Here is a 16135-nt window from a genome sequence, read left to right as displayed (position 1 = left end):
TTATTGTTTTTACTTTTTTTAGATTAATCTAAAATACTTACTATCTTATTATCAGGTAAATTTGAATATAGTTTAATTATATATACCATTAACAATTTTTAATATAAGAATTTAATTGAGTTATTAGCTTAATTGATAGGAGCAATTAATATGAAATATAATATTACACTGGAAAGTTTTGAAGGACCATTTGATTTGCTGTATCATCTCATAGAAAAATCAGAAGTAGATATTTACGACGTTTCTATTGCTAAAATTGCTGAACAGTATATAGAATTTATATCTAAAATGCAAGAGTTAGATTTAGAAGTAACAAGTGAATTTTTACTTATGGCAGCAACCTTATTAGAAATAAAGTCTAAAATGTTATTGCCAAAAAATGATATTAAAGATGATCAAATGGAAATGGAAGGTATAGATCCACGAGAGGAACTTATAGAAAGGTTGATAATTTATAAAAAATATAAAAATGCTGCAAATGAGTTGAAAAATAAGTTTGATATACATGGTAAAGTTTTTTATAAACCTAAGGAAGAAATTTCATATCCTGAAAATAAGGATATAACAATTGAAGGAATAGATTTAAATAATTTAGTAAAAGCATTTGATAGAATTTTAAAAAGTAATAACTTTAAAAAAAATGATTTAAAATTTCATGAAATAAAAAAAGAAGAAATGAGTATTGAACAGGCAATGAAATTTGTGCAGAATAAACTAGATAATATAGAGAAGATAGAGTTTACTAATTTATTTGAAGATAAGTTAACTAGAACAAACATTGTTGCAATATTTGTTGCAATATTAGAATTACTTAAATTAAAAAAAATAGATATAATTCAAGAAAATAATTTTACAGATATAAGTATAAGAAAAAAACATAGGTGATTATATGGATAAAACACAGGTTAAAGGAATAATTGAAGGAGTACTTTATATATGGGGGGAACCTCTATCTATTGATTCTTTACATAAAATACTTGAAATAAATAAAAAGGATATAAAATGCATAATAGAAGAAATGATAGATGAATTTGATTATAATAGACGAGGTTTACAAATAATAAAAATAAAAAATAGCTATCAACTTGCTACAAGACCTATACATTATGATTATATAAAAAAACTAATGCCAGAGAAAACTAATAAAGGTTTATCAAATGCAGCTCTTGAAACATTATCTATAATTTCTTATAAACAACCAATAACTAGGGTAGAAATTGAAAATATTAGAGGGGTTAAATGTGATAAATCTATATCTACACTCATAGATAAAGGTTTAGTAGAAGAAAAAGGAAGACTTGATAGAACAGGTAAGCCAATTATTTATGGAACTACAGATAATTTTTTAAGACATTTTGGATTAAAAGATATAAGTGAGTTACCTAAATTAAAAGATGTTATATTAGAAGAAAATAATACATTTTAATGTATTATTTTCTTTTTATATACGCAAAATAATAAAATGGAGTGATAAACTTGTATTTTTTATTATTTTTTTTATTAGTAATAATTTTTTTAAATATTTCTATATCAATTAATATAATGATATCTAGAAATAATAATGTTAATAAATTAGAAATAATTATTAGCATTTATAAGTTTAAAATTTTTACTATAAAAATTCCATTTCTATATTTTAAAATAAAAGATGATAATATTTATATTGAGTTTTATCAAAAAGTAATATTATATAAAAAAATATTAAATGAAAAGAAAAAACAATTTAAATTAAATGATAAATTATATAATATTGAAAAAAATTTAAAAAGAAAATTTTTTTCAATATTATATAACGAAATTAAAAGATATATAAGAATACATAATATATTATTAACTACAAATATAGGTAATAAAGATGCATTTACTAGTGCTATTTTAAATGGATTAATATATTCCTTATATTCTAATTTATTTTATTATTTAGATTCTAAATTTTATATAATAAATTTAAATTATTTAGTAAACACTATTTACAATAGAAATGTTTTTGAATTTGAATTTAATTGTCTATTTAAAATTAAAATTATTTATATAATTAAATCAATATTATCATTAAAGATAAAAGGTGGTGAATAAACTATGGCTAATCATCCTATTGAAGGATTAATGAATTCAACAATGGAATCACTTAAAGAAATGGTAGATGTAAATACCATAGTAGGAGATCCAGTTGAAACTCCTGATGGATTAGTTATTATACCAATATCTAAAGTTTCATTGGGATTTGCATCTGGAGGTAGTGAATTTGGGAGAGAAAAAAATATATCTGAAAAAGAAGCTGAAAATACAAATTCTAAAATGCCTTTTGGTGGAGGGTCAGGTGCTGGTGTATCAGTTCAACCTGTAGCTTTTATAGTTGCAGGAAATGGTAAAATGAAATTACTACCTGTAGATCAAGGTACTAATATAGTAAATAGCATATTAGAGCTTTTACCAAAAGTAAGTAGTTCATTTAAAGATAAATCTAAAAACAATCAAAATATCGATAGTGAAAAAAATTAATATCATTCAGTTTAATGAGAGGTGATTATTTGTATAAGAAAACAATTTTATTAACCATATTAATAACTATAATGATATCTATGATTTCAACTACGGTATTTGCAATTAATGAAAATATATCTGCAAAAAGTGCCATACTCATAGAAAGAGATAGTGGAAGAATTCTTTACTCTAAAAATATTTCTCAAAAGCTCCCCATAGCAAGCACTACAAAAATAATGACAGCTTTAATTGCTATTGAAAAAGGAGATTTAAATAAAGTAGTAACTATAAAAAAGGAATGGACTGAAATAGAAGGATCTAGCATTTATTTAAAACCCAATGAAAAAATTAAATTAAAAGATTTAATTTTTGGTCTTATGCTTAGATCAGGAAATGATGCTGCAGTTGCAATTGCACATGAAATAGCAGGTAGTATTGAAAACTTTTCAGTATTAATGAATAAAAAAGCTAAAGAAATTGGTGCTAAAAATACAAATTTTACAAATCCACATGGATTACATTCTGAAGATCATTATAGCACAGCTTATGATTTATCGATTATTACTAGAGAAGCATTAAAAAATGACATTTTTAGAGAAATATCAAAAACTAATGATTATGTTCCAGATAGAGAAACTCCATCACATTTTTATAATAAAAACAAAACATTATCTCAATACAAAGGTGGTGATGGAGTTAAAATAGGATATACTAAATTGGCAGGCCGCTGCTTAGTTGCAAGTGCTACAAGGGATAATATGCAACTTATTGCAGTTGTATTAGATGATAATAATTGGTTTGAAAATAGTTATAAATTGTTTGATTATGGATTTGAAAATTATAAAAAAACAACAATTATAAGAAAAGATACTTTTATTAAGTACTTAGATATTAAAAATAGTAGTATTCAGCAGTTACCTATTTTTATTCCTGAAGATTTTACTTATCCCTTACAAGAAAATGAATTAGAAGATGTCGATATATTAGTGAATTCAAAAGATAATTTAATTGCTCCCGTGGAAAAGGGTTATGTAGTTTCTAATATTGTAATAAAGTTAAAAAATAATATTATTTATAAGAGTAATATTATTCTTAATGAAAAACTGAAACAAAAATCTATATTTACAAAATTAAATGATAAAATAGAATATTTTTTCTCAAAGGACTTTTAGTTTAAAAGTCCTTTTATTATAAAATTGATTTATAATAAATATAAAACTATGTTATGATATATATATATTTATATAATAAAAGGTAGGTTGATATGAGATTACAAAAATTTATGGCAAAAGCTGGGATAGCATCTAGAAGAAAATCAGAAAAAATAATATTAGATGGAAGGGTAACTATAAATAATACAATGATTAAAGAGTTAGGATTTAAAGTTGACCCTAAAAAAGATATTATAAAAGTAGATAATAAAAAAATATTTTTAGAAAAAGAAAAAATATATATAATTTTAAATAAACCTGTTGGTTATATAACAAGTGTTTCAGATCAATTTAATAGAAAAACAGTTATTGACTTAGTTTCTAAAGTAGATCAAAGAATATATCCTGTTGGTAGACTCGATTATGATACATCAGGTTTATTGTTATTAACCAATGATGGAGATTTAACTTATAAAATGACTCATCCTAGTCATGAAGTTAATAAAACTTATATAGCAGAAGTTAAAGGTATTCCAAACAATGAAGAATTAAAACAATTTAAAGAAGGATTAAAAATTGAAGACTATATAACTTCTCCAGCAGATATTAATATTATTAAAAAGGATAAAGGTAAATCAACAGTTAAAATAACTATTCATGAAGGTAAGAATAGACAGGTTAGAAAAATGTGTGAAAAAATTAATCACCCTGTTATTAAATTAAAAAGAGTTAGTTTTGGAGATATAAGATTAAATGATTTAAGAGAAGGGGATTATAGGTTCTTAACAGATAAAGAAATAAGATACATTAAGGATGAAATAAATGAAAAATAACTTTTTATCAAATGCTATTAATATTTCAAATAATATTATAAATCAAAAAGTAAAAGAAGGTATGATAGTAGTTGACGCTACAGTGGGCAATGGGAATGATACATTGAAATTAGCTCAAAAAGTAGGGGAATCGGGTAAGGTTTATGGTTTTGATATTCAGAAATTAGCTATAGATAACACTACTGATCTTTTAAATAAAAATAGATTTTATAATAGAGTAAGTTTAATACATGATAGTCATGCAAATATTAGCAATTATATTAGAGATAAAATAGATTTTGCTATATTTAATTTAGGGTATTTACCTAAAGGTGATCATTCTATAATTACTAAACCGGACTCTACAATAGAAGCAATTAAATCAATATTGTCTTTTTTACATATAAACGGTATACTAATTGTAGTATCATATTATGGACATAAAGGCGGAATTAAAGAAAAAAATGAAATTGAAAATTATTTAACTATATTAAATCAAAAAAAATTCACTGTATTGAAAATGAATTTTTTGAATCAAATTAATAATCCACCTATTATTTTTTGTATCGAAAAAATATCTTAAGGAGGCTCATAATGGGAAGTGTAAAATTTACAGAAACAATTTTAAGAGATGCTCATCAATCTTTAATGGCAACTAGAATGAAAACAGAAGAAATGCTACCAATTGCTGAAAAGCTTGATAAAGTTGGTTATCATTCTTTAGAGATGTGGGGAGGTGCTACTTTTGATGCTTGTTTGAGGTTTTTAAATGAAGATCCATGGGAAAGGTTAAGGAAATTAAGAAAAGTTATTAAAAATACGAAGTTGCAAATGTTATTGAGAGGTCAGAATATTTTAGGCTATAAAAATTATCCTGATGATGTAGTAGAAGAGTTTGTTAAAAAAGCAATTGAAAATGGAATAGATATAGTTAGGATATTTGATGCTTTAAATGATACAAGAAATTTAAAAACTGCATTGAATGCTACAAAAAAAGCAGGAGGACATGCACAAACTGCAATATCTTTTACTACAAGTCCAGTTCATGATATTGATTATTATTTAAATCTAGCAAAAGAAATGGAAAGTATGGGTGCAGATTCTATATGTATTAAAGATATGTCAGGGATATTACTTCCCTATAATGCCTATGATTTAATAACAAAAATGAAACAATCAATAAAAATACCAATTCAGTTACACTCTCACTTTACTAGTGGTATAGCAAATCAAACATACATGAAAGGTGTAGAAGCAGGTGTTGATATTATTGATACTGCATTATCACCTTTAGGAAATGGTACAAGTCAACCAGCAACAGAACCTATGTTATCTTCTTTAAAGGGCTCTGGAAGAGAACCAGAGTATAATATGAATAATTTAAATGAAATTGCTGAATATTTTACAAAGCTTCGAAATAAATATGAAAAAGAAGGATTATTAAAATCAAAAGTATTAGGAGTTAATACTAAAACTTTGATTTATCAAGTACCAGGAGGCATGTTATCTAATTTAGTTTCTCAATTAGAAGGTCAAGGAGCTATTGATAAATTTGAAGAAGTGTTAGAAGAGGTTCCAAAGGTGAGAGAAGATCTTGGATATCCACCATTAGTTACTCCAATGAGTCAAATGGTAGGAACACAAGCTGTATTTAATGTAGTTTTAGGTGAGAGATATAAAATGATACCTACTGAGATTAAAAACTATGTAAAAGGTTTATATGGAAAACCTACAACTCCAATAAAAGATGATATAATAAAAAAGATAATAGGAAACGAAGAAATTTACACTGGACGACCTGCAGATTTACTGAAACCTGAACTTGATAATTATAGAGAAGAAATTAAAGAATATATTGAACAAGAGGAAGATATATTATCATATGCATTATTCCCACAAGTAGCTATAAAATACTTTAAATATCGTCAAGCTCAAAAGTATAATATAGATAGTAATTTATTAAATAAAGATGAAAATACTTATCCTGTTGTATAAATAAGTATATATAATATTAAGATTACTTGATAGATATAATCCCCTTATTATATTTTATAAAATATAATAAGGGGATTATTATAAAATGAAATTAAATAAATAATTCTTGCAATATATATTTTCTATAATATTTTTAAATTCTTGTTAAACTACTTGTTTAAAAGCTTTAACCGAAATTCAAAACAAATAAAAGTTATTTAAAATATGCATAATATGAAATAAAACTTGCATATTGATTAAATATAACAAAAAAATGAAATAAAACTTGCATGCAGGATATATTTTTGATAATATTTAATTAACAATATTAAAGGGGGCTTTATAGTGACCACAAAAATTAATAAAAAATTAGTGGTAAATAAAGATTGGTGTAAAGGTTGTGGGATTTGTGTTGAGTTATGTCCCAAAGGTGTTTTAACTTTAGAAAATGGTGTGATTAACATAGATAATGAAGATATATGTATAAAATGTGGTTTATGTGAACTTAGGTGTCCTGATTACGCTATTTATATTAAAGGAGATGAAGAAGATGGAAAATAAAGTTAAGTTAATGCAAGGAAATGAAGCATGTGTAGAAGGTGCACTTGCAGCAGGAATGAAATTTTATGCAGGGTATCCAATAACTCCATCTACAGAAATTGCAGAGATATCTTCTTTAAGACTTCCAAGAGTAGGGGGAAAATTTATTCAAATGGAAGATGAGATTGCTGGTATGGCTGCAGTAATAGGAGGTTCATTAGCTGGGCTAAAATCTATGACAGCTACTAGTGGACCAGGGTTTTCATTGAAACAAGAGAATATTGGGTATGCTACAATAACTGAAATCCCTTGTGTTATAGTAAATGTTCAAAGAGGAGGCCCAAGTACAGGACTTCCTACATCGCCTTCACAAGGAGATGTAATGCAAGCTAAATGGGGAACTCATGGTGATCATCCTATGATTGCACTAACTCCATATTCCGTTAGAGAGACATTTGATTTAACGATAAAAGCATTTAATTATGCAGAAAAATATAGAACTCCTGTAATTCTTTTATTAGATGAAGTTATCGGGCATTTAAGAGAAAAAATAGAGATTCCGAATAAAGAAGAAATTGAGATATTTGATAGAGTAAAACCTAGTTGTGAGCCTAAAGATTATAAGCCATATAGAGTTGAGGAAAATGATTTAGTTCCTAAAATGGCTTCTTTTGGTGAAGGGTATAGATATCATGTAACAGGTTTAGTTCATGATGAAACCGGTTTCCCAAGTAATGACTCTAAAATTGCTGAAGAACTTGTAAATAGGTTAGTGAATAAGGTAGAAGACAATATAGAAGACATAGCTAATTATGAAGAATATATGTTAGATGATGCAGATATTGCTATAGTTGCATATGGAGCTACTGCAAGATCAGCAAAAAGTGCAGTAAATGAAGCTAGAGAAAATGGACTAAAAGTAGGTTTATTTAGACCAATAACTATATGGCCATTTTTAACTAAACAGATTAAAGAGTTAACAAAAAAAGTAAAGAAAATTTTAGTTGTAGAAATGAATTTAGGACAATATTTAATAGAAGTAGAAAGAGCTGCAGATAAAGGAGCAACAATATATAGATATAATAAAATAAATGGACAATTAATATCTCCGGATGAAATAATCAAAAAAATTAAGGAGGATATATATGCCTAGTAAGTTATTACAAAAATATTTTAGAATGGATAAATTGCCTCATATATGGTGTCCGGGGTGTGGTCACGGTATAATAATGAAATCTGTAGTTGAAGCTATAGATGAATTGGGTTTAGAAAAAGATAAAGTCTGTATAGTATCTGGTATAGGATGTTCTTCGAGAGCTCCTGGATATATGGATTTTAATACACTTCACACTACTCACGGAAGAGCTTTAGCATTTGCAACGGGTATTAAAATGGCTAATCCTGAGTTACATGTAATTGTAGTTACTGGAGATGGTGACTCTGCTGCAATAGGTGGAAATCATTTAATTCATGCTGCTAGAAGAAATATAGATATTACTACAGTTGTCTTCAACAATAATATTTATGGAATGACTGGAGGTCAGTATTCTCCTACTACTCCTACAAGAGAAAAAGGTACTACAGCTCCTTATGGTAATATTGATAAAAACTTTGATTTATGTGAACTAGCTAAAGCATCAGGTGCAACTTATACTGCAAGAGCCACTGCTTATCATGCAAAAATGATTAAAGATTTAGTTGTAAAAGGGGTAAAAAACAAAGGCTTTTCATTTGTTGAATCTATAAGTATATGCCCTACATACTATGGAAGAAAAAATAAAAAAGGTGAATCACCTGATATGATGAAATATTTAAAAGATAATTCAATAAATGTAAAGGCATTAAATAAACTTCCAAAAGATGATTTAAAAGATAAGATAGTGATTGGTGAGTTATATAAAAATGAAGAAGCAGAATATACTGAAGAATATCAAAAGATTATAGAAATGTTTAGGCAGGAGGTATAGCATGAATAGTCAAACTGAAATTAGGTTAAGTGGTTCTGGAGGTCAAGGGTTAATTTTAGCAGGTATAATTTTAGCAGAAGGTGCATTAAATGATGGTAAGAATGCAATTCAATCTCAATCTTATGGTCCAGAAGCTAGAGGAGGAGCTAGTAAGGCTGAGGTAATAATAAGTAATACTGATATTAATTACCCTAAAGTATCTAAATGTGATATATTATTAAGTTTAACTCAAAAATCTTGTGATAAGTACTTGGATTCCTTAAAAAAAGATGGTATCCTTATTATAGATAGTGGAGTAGAAAGACCTAATAGAAGTGATGTTAAAATTTATCAAGTACCAATTCTTGATAAAGCTAAAAAAGATGTAGGAACATCACTAGTCTCTAATATTGTTGCATTAGGAGCTATTAATGGTATAACAAAATTAGTAGATAAAGAGATTTTAAAACAAGCTATATTAAATAGAGTACCTCCTGGAACAGAAGAAAAAAATGAAAAAGCATATGAATATGGATTAAATATTTTTTAATAAGGAAGATATCTATGGATGAACACAAAAGAGATTTAAATGAATTAATTCAATCTAACTATTCTCGTTTAAGTAAAGGACAAAAGCTTATAGCAGAATACATAACTTCAGATTATGATAAAGCAGCATTTATGACAGCATCTAAATTAGGAGAAATGGTTGGCGTTAGTGAATCTACAGTTGTTAGATTTGCTAACGCTTTAGGATTTTCTGGTTATCCTAGTCTTCAGAAATCTTTACAAGAACTTATAAAAAACAAATTAACAACGGTTCAAAGATTAGGAATGGAAGATTTTTCAGATAAAGAAAATTTGGTAAAACAAGTTGTAACAACAGATATTAATAATATGAAGACTACATTAGAAAATCTAGATAATAAAATATTCTATGAGGCAATAGAGGAAATCTCAAATGCTAAAAGAGTATATATTTTAGGTCTTAGAAGTTCTACAGCATTAGCAGGGTATTTAGGCTTCTATTTAAGTTTTATTCTCGATAATGTAAAGGTAGTTAGTTTTGGAATGAGTGATATATTTGAACAATTGCTACAAGTTTCAGAAGATGATGTAGTAATAGGAATTAGTTATCCAAGATATTCAAAAAAAACACTGGATGCACTTAAGTATGTAAAAGAACAAGGTTCTACAATTATAGGAATATCAGATGGTAAATTATCTCCTATAGCTAAATGGGCTGACTATATTATAGAAGTAAAAAGTAATATGATTTCGTTTATAGATTCTTTAGTTGCTCCTTTGAGTATCATAAACGCTTTAATAATTGGAGTAGGAATAAAAAATAAAAAGGACGTTAGTACATATCTTTCTAAACTAGAGAATTTATGGCAAGAATATGATATATATGAAGAGAAAGAAAAAAAGTAGCTTAGCTACTTTTTTCTTTGGTGTAAAAGGAGAAAATTATGTCGAAAAAAGTTTTAGTTATTGGTGGAGGACCTGCTGGAATAATTGCAGCAGCTACAGCGAGTAAAAAAGGTAATAAAGTAATACTTTTAGATAAAAATAGTATTATAGGTAAGAAAATGCTTATTACAGGTAATGGTAGATGTAATATTACTAATAATTGTGAGATAGAAGATTTAATTGAAAATGTAACTAGAAATAGGAATTTTTTATACTCCTCTTTTTATAGCTTTTCTAATAAAGATATAATTGATATTTTGCAAAAGTATGATGTAGAAATTAAAGTAGAAAATGATGGTAGGTGTTTCCCTAAATCAGATAAATCAATTGATGTTACAAATGCTTTAAAAACATATTTATTAGATAATGGTGTTATATTATCTTTAAACTGTAATGTCATAAATGTTGAAAAGTATAAAAATAAGTTTATTACAGAGTATACAAAAAATAATAGGAAAGAAATAATTGAAAGTGATAGTCTAATAATAGCTACAGGAGGAAAATCTTATCCTTCTACAGGCTCAACAGGAGATGGATATAAATTTGGGAAAAAATTTGGACACAATATTATATCAACTAAACCTTCTATTGTACCTATAAATATTAAAGAAAATTGGATAAAACAAAATAAAGGATTAAGTTTTAAAAATGTTAAAATAGTTTTAAGTTCAGATGATAAAATAATTGATTATGAAATTGGAGATATTATTTTTACACACTTTGGAATTTCAGGACCTGCTATATTTAATATTACATCTAGAAACAATAGAAAAATAAATGCTAAGGATAGATTTAAATTAGATATAGATTTATTTCCAAGTTTAAATCTAAAAGAATTAGATGAAAAAATAATTGAATTATTGGGTTCTAATCCTAATAAAAATATAATTAATGTTTTATCAATTATATTAAAATATAATTTTGTTTTAGCAATATTAAATTTATTACAAATCAACATATCTTTAAAAGCATCTAATTTTACAAAAGAACATAGAAGAAAGCTAGTTAGGTTACTTAAATCAATAACCTTAAATATAGCTGATTTAAGGTCTATTGAAGAAGCTTATGTAACTTCTGGTGGGATAGATATTAATCAAATAAACCCATCTACTATGGAATCAAAAATTGTTGAAGGTTTATTTTTTTGTGGAGAAGTTTTAGATGTAGATGCCTATACTGGAGGATTTAATTTGCAAATTAGTTACTCAACAGGATATCTTGCTGGGGATAATCAGTAATTTTAAATGTTGAGCATAAAGTTAAATTAATATATAATATATAGATAGAGGTGAACTTTTATGAGGGTTATAAGCATAAGAGGAGCAATTACTGTAGAAAAAAACACTTCTGAAAATATCTTAGATAACACAACAAAGTTGCTTGAGACAATAATAAAAAAAAATAATATTAAGAGTAAAGATATAATATCAGTGTTATTTACTGCTACAAGTGATATAGATTCTGCTTATCCTGCAAAGGCAGCTAGACAGATGGGATTACTTGATTGTAGTTTATTATGTTTTCAAGAAATGTATGTTAAGGATAGCTTGAGTAGATGCATAAGAGTATTATTAATGTTAAATTCTATCAAAAGTCAAACTGAAGTTAATCATATATATTTAAAGGAAGCAAAAGTGTTAAGAAAGGATATTTAAAGTGTTTGTATGAAAGGAAGAAAAAAATTGAATAATTTAGTAATAGCAATAGATGGCCCTTCAGGAGCTGGTAAAAGTACTATTGCAAAATTAATAGCAAAAAAATTAAATATTGTTTACATTGATACAGGTGCTATGTATAGGGCACTAACTTATAAGTTACTAATGAATAAAATAGACTTTTCAGATTTGTCAAAAATAAAAAAGGTATTGAGGCAAACCCATATAGATTTTAAAAATAATCATATATATTTAGATGAGGCGATAGTTGATGATGAAATTAGAACAAATATTATTAACAAAAATGTATCTAATGTTGCTAAAATAAAAGATGTACGATTAAAATTAGTAGAAATTCAGAGGGAAATTGCAAAAAATAAAAGTGTTATCATGGATGGTAGAGATATAGCTAGTCATGTGCTACCTAATGCAGATTTCAAATTTTATTTAAGTGCTACTCCTGAAGAAAGAGGAAAAAGAAGATATAAGGAATTAACTAAAAACAATAATAATATATCTTTAGAAGATGTTATAAAAGATATGAAAGAAAGAGATAAAATTGACAGTACTAGGGAAATTTCTCCTCTGATAAAAACAGAGGATGCTGTGGAAATAGATACTACAAATAAATCAATTGATGAAGTAGTAGATTTTATTATTAGTTATGTAAAGAGGAGATAATATGAATTTTTATCATTTTTTTAAAAATATTACAGGTGCTATATTAAAAATTTTTTATAGAATAAATTATCATGGAAAAGAAAATATAATTAAAAATTCAAAAATTATAGTTTGTTCAAATCATACAAATTATTTTGATCCTATAATTTTAGCTAAAGCTTTCGATGAAAGGCAACTTCATTTTATGGCAAAAAAAGGACTTTTTAAATATAAACTTATAGGAGCATTTATAAAAAAACTAGGCACTTTTCCAGTTGATAGAGAGGGTTCAGATCTAAGTGCAATAAAAAAAGCTTTAAAAATACTAAAAGAAGATAAAGCATTAGGTATATTTCCAGAAGGTACTAGAGTTATTAATGATAAAAAATCAGAGGCTAAACCTGGGGTTGCCATGATAGCAGTAAAATCTAAATCACCAGTAATCCCTGTATATATTGATACAAACTATAAAATTTTCACTAAAATAAATGTATATATAGGACAACCTATAGATTTATCTATTTATAAAAAGCAAAAAAATACTATTGAGGATTATAAAATTTTAAGTGATAAAATTTTAAAAAAAATATATAGTTTAAAAGATGAATTTAGGGAGGGTGAAAATTGAAAGTAATTCTTGCTAAGAACTCTGGATTTTGTTTTGGAGTAGAAAGGGCTATGGATAGTACATTAGACGCAATAAATATTAAAAAGAATGTAAGTTCTTTAGGACCTTTAATTCACAACAAACAAGTTACAGATGATCTTAAGAAAAAAGGATTAAATACTATTAGTGATATAGACACTATAAATAATGGTACTATTATAATTAGATCTCATGGTATCTCTAAAGATATTCATGAAAAACTTAGTTCAAGAAATATAGAAATTCTAGATCTTACTTGTCCTTTTGTAAGAAAGATTCAAAAGAAAGTACAGAAATTTTATAATAAAGGATATAATATAATTATAATTGGTGACCCGAATCATCCTGAAGTTATTGGTATAAATGGATGGTGTGAAAATAGTGCTGATATATTTAACTCCAAAGATGATATTGATAATAGTAAGAAATATGATAAAATATGTATTGTGGCACAAACTACTATGAATTATGAAAAGTTTAAATTATTATCAGATATTGTTAGTAAAAATGCAGAAGAAGTTTTAATATATAATACTATTTGCAACGCTACTAAACTAAGACAAACTTCTTGTAGGGAAGTTGCAAGTGATGTAGATGCTATGATAGTTATTGGTGGATATCATAGTTCTAACACTCAGAAATTAGTAGAAATAAGCAAAGAAATATGTAAGGATACTTATCATATAGAAACTGTTGATGATTTAAATTTAGAGAAATTAAAAAAATATAATGTAGTTGGAATTACAGCTGGTGCATCTACACCTGACTGGATAATTAAGGAGGTTGTAAATAGAGTGAGTAATATTGATAATGAAATGAACAAAATGATGGAAGAGATTGAAAAAACTTTAGTAGACTTTAAAAAAGGTGATATTGTAGAAGGGAATATTATCTCAATAAATAAAGATGAGTTAATGGTTAATATAGGTTATAAGTCAGATGGTATAATTAAAAGAAATGAAGTATCTAATGATAATAATATAGATTTAGAAAAAGAGTTTAACTTAGGAGATGAAATTGAAGTTTATATTTTAAAACTTGATGATGGAGAAGGCAATGTTTTACTATCTAAAAAGAGAGTTGAAGATATAAAAGGTTGGGAAGAACTATTAGATATATTTGAAAGTGAAGAATTAGTAAAAGGTAATATTGTAGAAGTTGTAAAAGGTGGAGTTATAGTATTAGTAAAAGGTATAAGAGGATTTATACCAGCTTCTCATATGTCAACAAATTACGTTGAAGATTTAAATGCATATTTGGGTAAAGAATTATCACTAAAAATCATTGAATTTAATAAGTCTAAAAAGAAATTAGTCTTATCTAGAAAAAATGTAGAACTTAAAGAAATACAAGAAGAAAAAGAAGAACTATGGAATAGCATAGAGAAAGATATGAAAATTGAAGGTGAAGTAAAAAGACTTACTAACTTTGGTGCTTTTGTAGATATTGGAGGAGTTGATGGATTAGTCCATATATCTGAACTTTCTTGGGGGAGAACAAATCATCCTTCTGAAATTGTTAATGTAGGAGATAAAGTAGAAGTAGTTGTATTAGATTTTGATAAAGCTAAAGAAAGAATTTCTTTAGGTTATAAACAAACTAAAGATCATCCGTGGAATAATATAAAAGAAAAATATAATATTGGCGATATTGTAGAAGGAAAAGTTGTTAAATTAGTTGACTTTGGTGCATTTGTAGAATTATTACCAGGTTTAGATGGATTAGTTCATATATCTGAAATTTCAGAGGAGCATATTGCAAAACCTTCAGAAAAACTTTCAAAAGGTGAAGTTGTTAAAGTGAAAATTTTAGATATTGATGAAGAAAATAATAGATTGAGTTTAAGCATAAAAGAAACTCAAGAGAAAGAAGAAATTAGTTATCAAACTGAAGATAGTGAATTAAGTATTGGAGATATGGTAAATAAAGATAATTAATATTCATCTTAACAAGGAAGGCAAACCTTCCTTGTTTTACTATATCAAATAATAAGGAGAAATATATGGATAACTACGAAAAGTTTAAAAATGAAATTTATAATTTAATAAATATAGATTTATCAAGTTATAAGGAAAAACAAATGAAAAGAAGAATATTATCTTTAATATCTAGAAATAAATTTTCTGGTTTTGAAGATTATATTAAAGGATTAAAAGAAGATAAAAATTTATTAAATGAATTTTTAAATTATTTGACTATAAATGTATCAGAATTTTATAGAAATAAAGAACAATGGAATATTTTAGAAAATCAAATTATTCCTGATTTGTTAAAACAGAAGAAAAAGATAAAGGTATGGAGTAGTGCATGTTCTACAGGAGAAGAACCTTATTCAATAGTTATGTTATTATCTAAATTTATAAACATTGATGACATTTCAATATTAGCTACGGATATTGATAACTCAGCAATAAATAAAGCCAAAATAGGAATTTATTCAGAAAAGAGTTTAAAAGAATTACCTAATGAGTTTAAAACTAAGTATTTTGAAAAAATTCAAAATACATATAAAATTAAAGATGAAATAAAAAATAAAGTTAAATTCCAAAATATAAATCTTTTAAAAGATGAATACCCTAAAAATTGCGATTTGATATTTTGTAGAAATGTTATGATTTATTTTACTGAAGAAGCAAAATCGGTAATGTATAATAAATTTTATAATGCACTTTCAGATAATGGAATATTATTTGTAGGTAGTACAGAACAAATAATATATTCTCATAAATATAATTTAGAGTCTGTAAAAACTTTTTTCTATAGAAAGAAATCATAATAGTGAAATAAGATAAAA

General features: G+C 25.9%; 19 protein-coding genes. All 19 read left to right on the top strand.

Going from position 1 to position 16135, the window contains the following annotated elements; translation table 11 throughout:
* Positions 1–150: 150 nt before the first annotated feature.
* Positions 151–885, top strand: coding sequence for a segregation and condensation protein A (locus tag D3Z33_RS07150; RefSeq protein ID WP_160197097.1), 735 nt, complete (start codon positions 151–153; stop codon positions 883–885).
* A 4-nt stretch (positions 886–889) separates the two neighbouring features.
* Positions 890–1426 (top strand): SMC-Scp complex subunit ScpB, encoded by a 537-nt coding sequence (gene scpB, locus D3Z33_RS07145; protein ID WP_160197096.1) that lies wholly within the window; start codon positions 890–892, stop codon positions 1424–1426.
* A 50-nt stretch (positions 1427–1476) separates the two neighbouring features.
* Positions 1477–2076 carry a DUF2953 domain-containing protein gene (locus tag D3Z33_RS07140; protein ID WP_160197095.1) on the top strand — a complete coding sequence of 200 codons (600 nt, stop codon included), beginning with the start codon at positions 1477–1479 and terminating at the stop codon, positions 2074–2076.
* Positions 2077–2079: 3 nt separating this feature from the next.
* Positions 2080–2502 carry a GerW family sporulation protein gene (gene ytfJ / locus D3Z33_RS07135; protein ID WP_160197094.1) on the top strand — a complete coding sequence of 141 codons (423 nt, stop codon included), beginning with the start codon at positions 2080–2082 and terminating at the stop codon, positions 2500–2502.
* Between the two features lie 29 nt (positions 2503–2531).
* On the top strand, positions 2532–3656 hold the full coding sequence (locus D3Z33_RS07130) for a D-alanyl-D-alanine carboxypeptidase family protein (RefSeq protein ID WP_160197093.1): 1125 nt from the start codon (positions 2532–2534) through the stop codon (positions 3654–3656).
* A 92-nt stretch (positions 3657–3748) separates the two neighbouring features.
* Positions 3749–4468, top strand: a complete 720-nt coding sequence (locus D3Z33_RS07125; protein WP_160197092.1) for a pseudouridine synthase — start codon at positions 3749–3751, stop codon at positions 4466–4468.
* Positions 4458–5030 carry a tRNA (mnm(5)s(2)U34)-methyltransferase gene (locus D3Z33_RS07120; RefSeq protein WP_160197091.1) on the top strand — a complete coding sequence of 191 codons (573 nt, stop codon included), beginning with the start codon at positions 4458–4460 and terminating at the stop codon, positions 5028–5030. The genes D3Z33_RS07125 and D3Z33_RS07120 overlap by 11 nt, the downstream gene beginning before the upstream one ends.
* A gap of 11 nt (positions 5031–5041) precedes the next feature.
* Entirely contained in the window at positions 5042–6442 is a 1401-nt protein-coding gene (locus D3Z33_RS07115) for an oxaloacetate decarboxylase subunit alpha (protein ID WP_160197090.1), read from the top strand.
* A gap of 324 nt (positions 6443–6766) precedes the next feature.
* Positions 6767–6982, top strand: a complete 216-nt coding sequence (locus D3Z33_RS16695; protein ID WP_347561227.1) for an indolepyruvate ferredoxin oxidoreductase subunit alpha — start codon at positions 6767–6769, stop codon at positions 6980–6982.
* Complete coding sequence (locus D3Z33_RS07105) at positions 6972–8114, top strand: 2-oxoacid:acceptor oxidoreductase subunit alpha (protein WP_160197089.1); 1143 nt, start codon at positions 6972–6974, stop codon at positions 8112–8114. The genes D3Z33_RS16695 and D3Z33_RS07105 overlap by 11 nt, the downstream gene beginning before the upstream one ends.
* On the top strand, positions 8107–8928 hold the full coding sequence (locus tag D3Z33_RS07100) for a 2-oxoacid:ferredoxin oxidoreductase subunit beta (RefSeq protein WP_160197088.1): 822 nt from the start codon (positions 8107–8109) through the stop codon (positions 8926–8928). The genes D3Z33_RS07105 and D3Z33_RS07100 overlap by 8 nt, the downstream gene beginning before the upstream one ends.
* A gap of 1 nt (position 8929) precedes the next feature.
* Positions 8930–9457, top strand: coding sequence for a 2-oxoacid:acceptor oxidoreductase family protein (locus D3Z33_RS07095; RefSeq protein WP_130807113.1), 528 nt, complete (start codon positions 8930–8932; stop codon positions 9455–9457).
* 14 nt (positions 9458–9471) lie between these two features.
* Positions 9472–10341, top strand: a complete 870-nt coding sequence (locus D3Z33_RS07090) for a MurR/RpiR family transcriptional regulator (protein WP_130807112.1) — start codon at positions 9472–9474, stop codon at positions 10339–10341.
* 38 nt (positions 10342–10379) lie between these two features.
* The gene (locus D3Z33_RS07085; protein ID WP_160197087.1) at positions 10380–11618 is read left to right on the top strand and encodes an NAD(P)/FAD-dependent oxidoreductase; all 1239 of its coding nucleotides are present in this window, start codon (positions 10380–10382) and stop codon (positions 11616–11618) included.
* A 60-nt stretch (positions 11619–11678) separates the two neighbouring features.
* A complete protein-coding gene (aroH, locus tag D3Z33_RS07080; RefSeq protein ID WP_160197086.1) occupies positions 11679–12035 on the top strand; it encodes a chorismate mutase in 357 nt (118 codons plus the stop codon).
* Between the two features lie 9 nt (positions 12036–12044).
* Entirely contained in the window at positions 12045–12716 is a 672-nt protein-coding gene (cmk, locus tag D3Z33_RS07075; protein WP_347561226.1) for a (d)CMP kinase, read from the top strand.
* 1 nt (position 12717) lies between these two features.
* Positions 12718–13323 carry a lysophospholipid acyltransferase family protein gene (locus D3Z33_RS07070; protein WP_130807109.1) on the top strand — a complete coding sequence of 202 codons (606 nt, stop codon included), beginning with the start codon at positions 12718–12720 and terminating at the stop codon, positions 13321–13323.
* Positions 13320–15278, top strand: coding sequence for a bifunctional 4-hydroxy-3-methylbut-2-enyl diphosphate reductase/30S ribosomal protein S1 (locus tag D3Z33_RS07065; RefSeq protein ID WP_160197085.1), 1959 nt, complete (start codon positions 13320–13322; stop codon positions 15276–15278). The genes D3Z33_RS07070 and D3Z33_RS07065 overlap by 4 nt, the downstream gene beginning before the upstream one ends.
* A gap of 65 nt (positions 15279–15343) precedes the next feature.
* Positions 15344–16117, top strand: a complete 774-nt coding sequence (locus tag D3Z33_RS07060; protein ID WP_160197084.1) for a CheR family methyltransferase — start codon at positions 15344–15346, stop codon at positions 16115–16117.
* Positions 16118–16135 lie beyond the last annotated feature (18 nt).

This window comes from Senegalia massiliensis, from assembly GCF_009911265.1.
GTDB lineage: Bacteria > Bacillota > Clostridia > Tissierellales > SIT17 > Anaeromonas > Anaeromonas massiliensis_A.
Note: the sequence above shows the minus strand (reverse complement) of the source record. Positions and strands in the feature narration are given on the sequence as shown.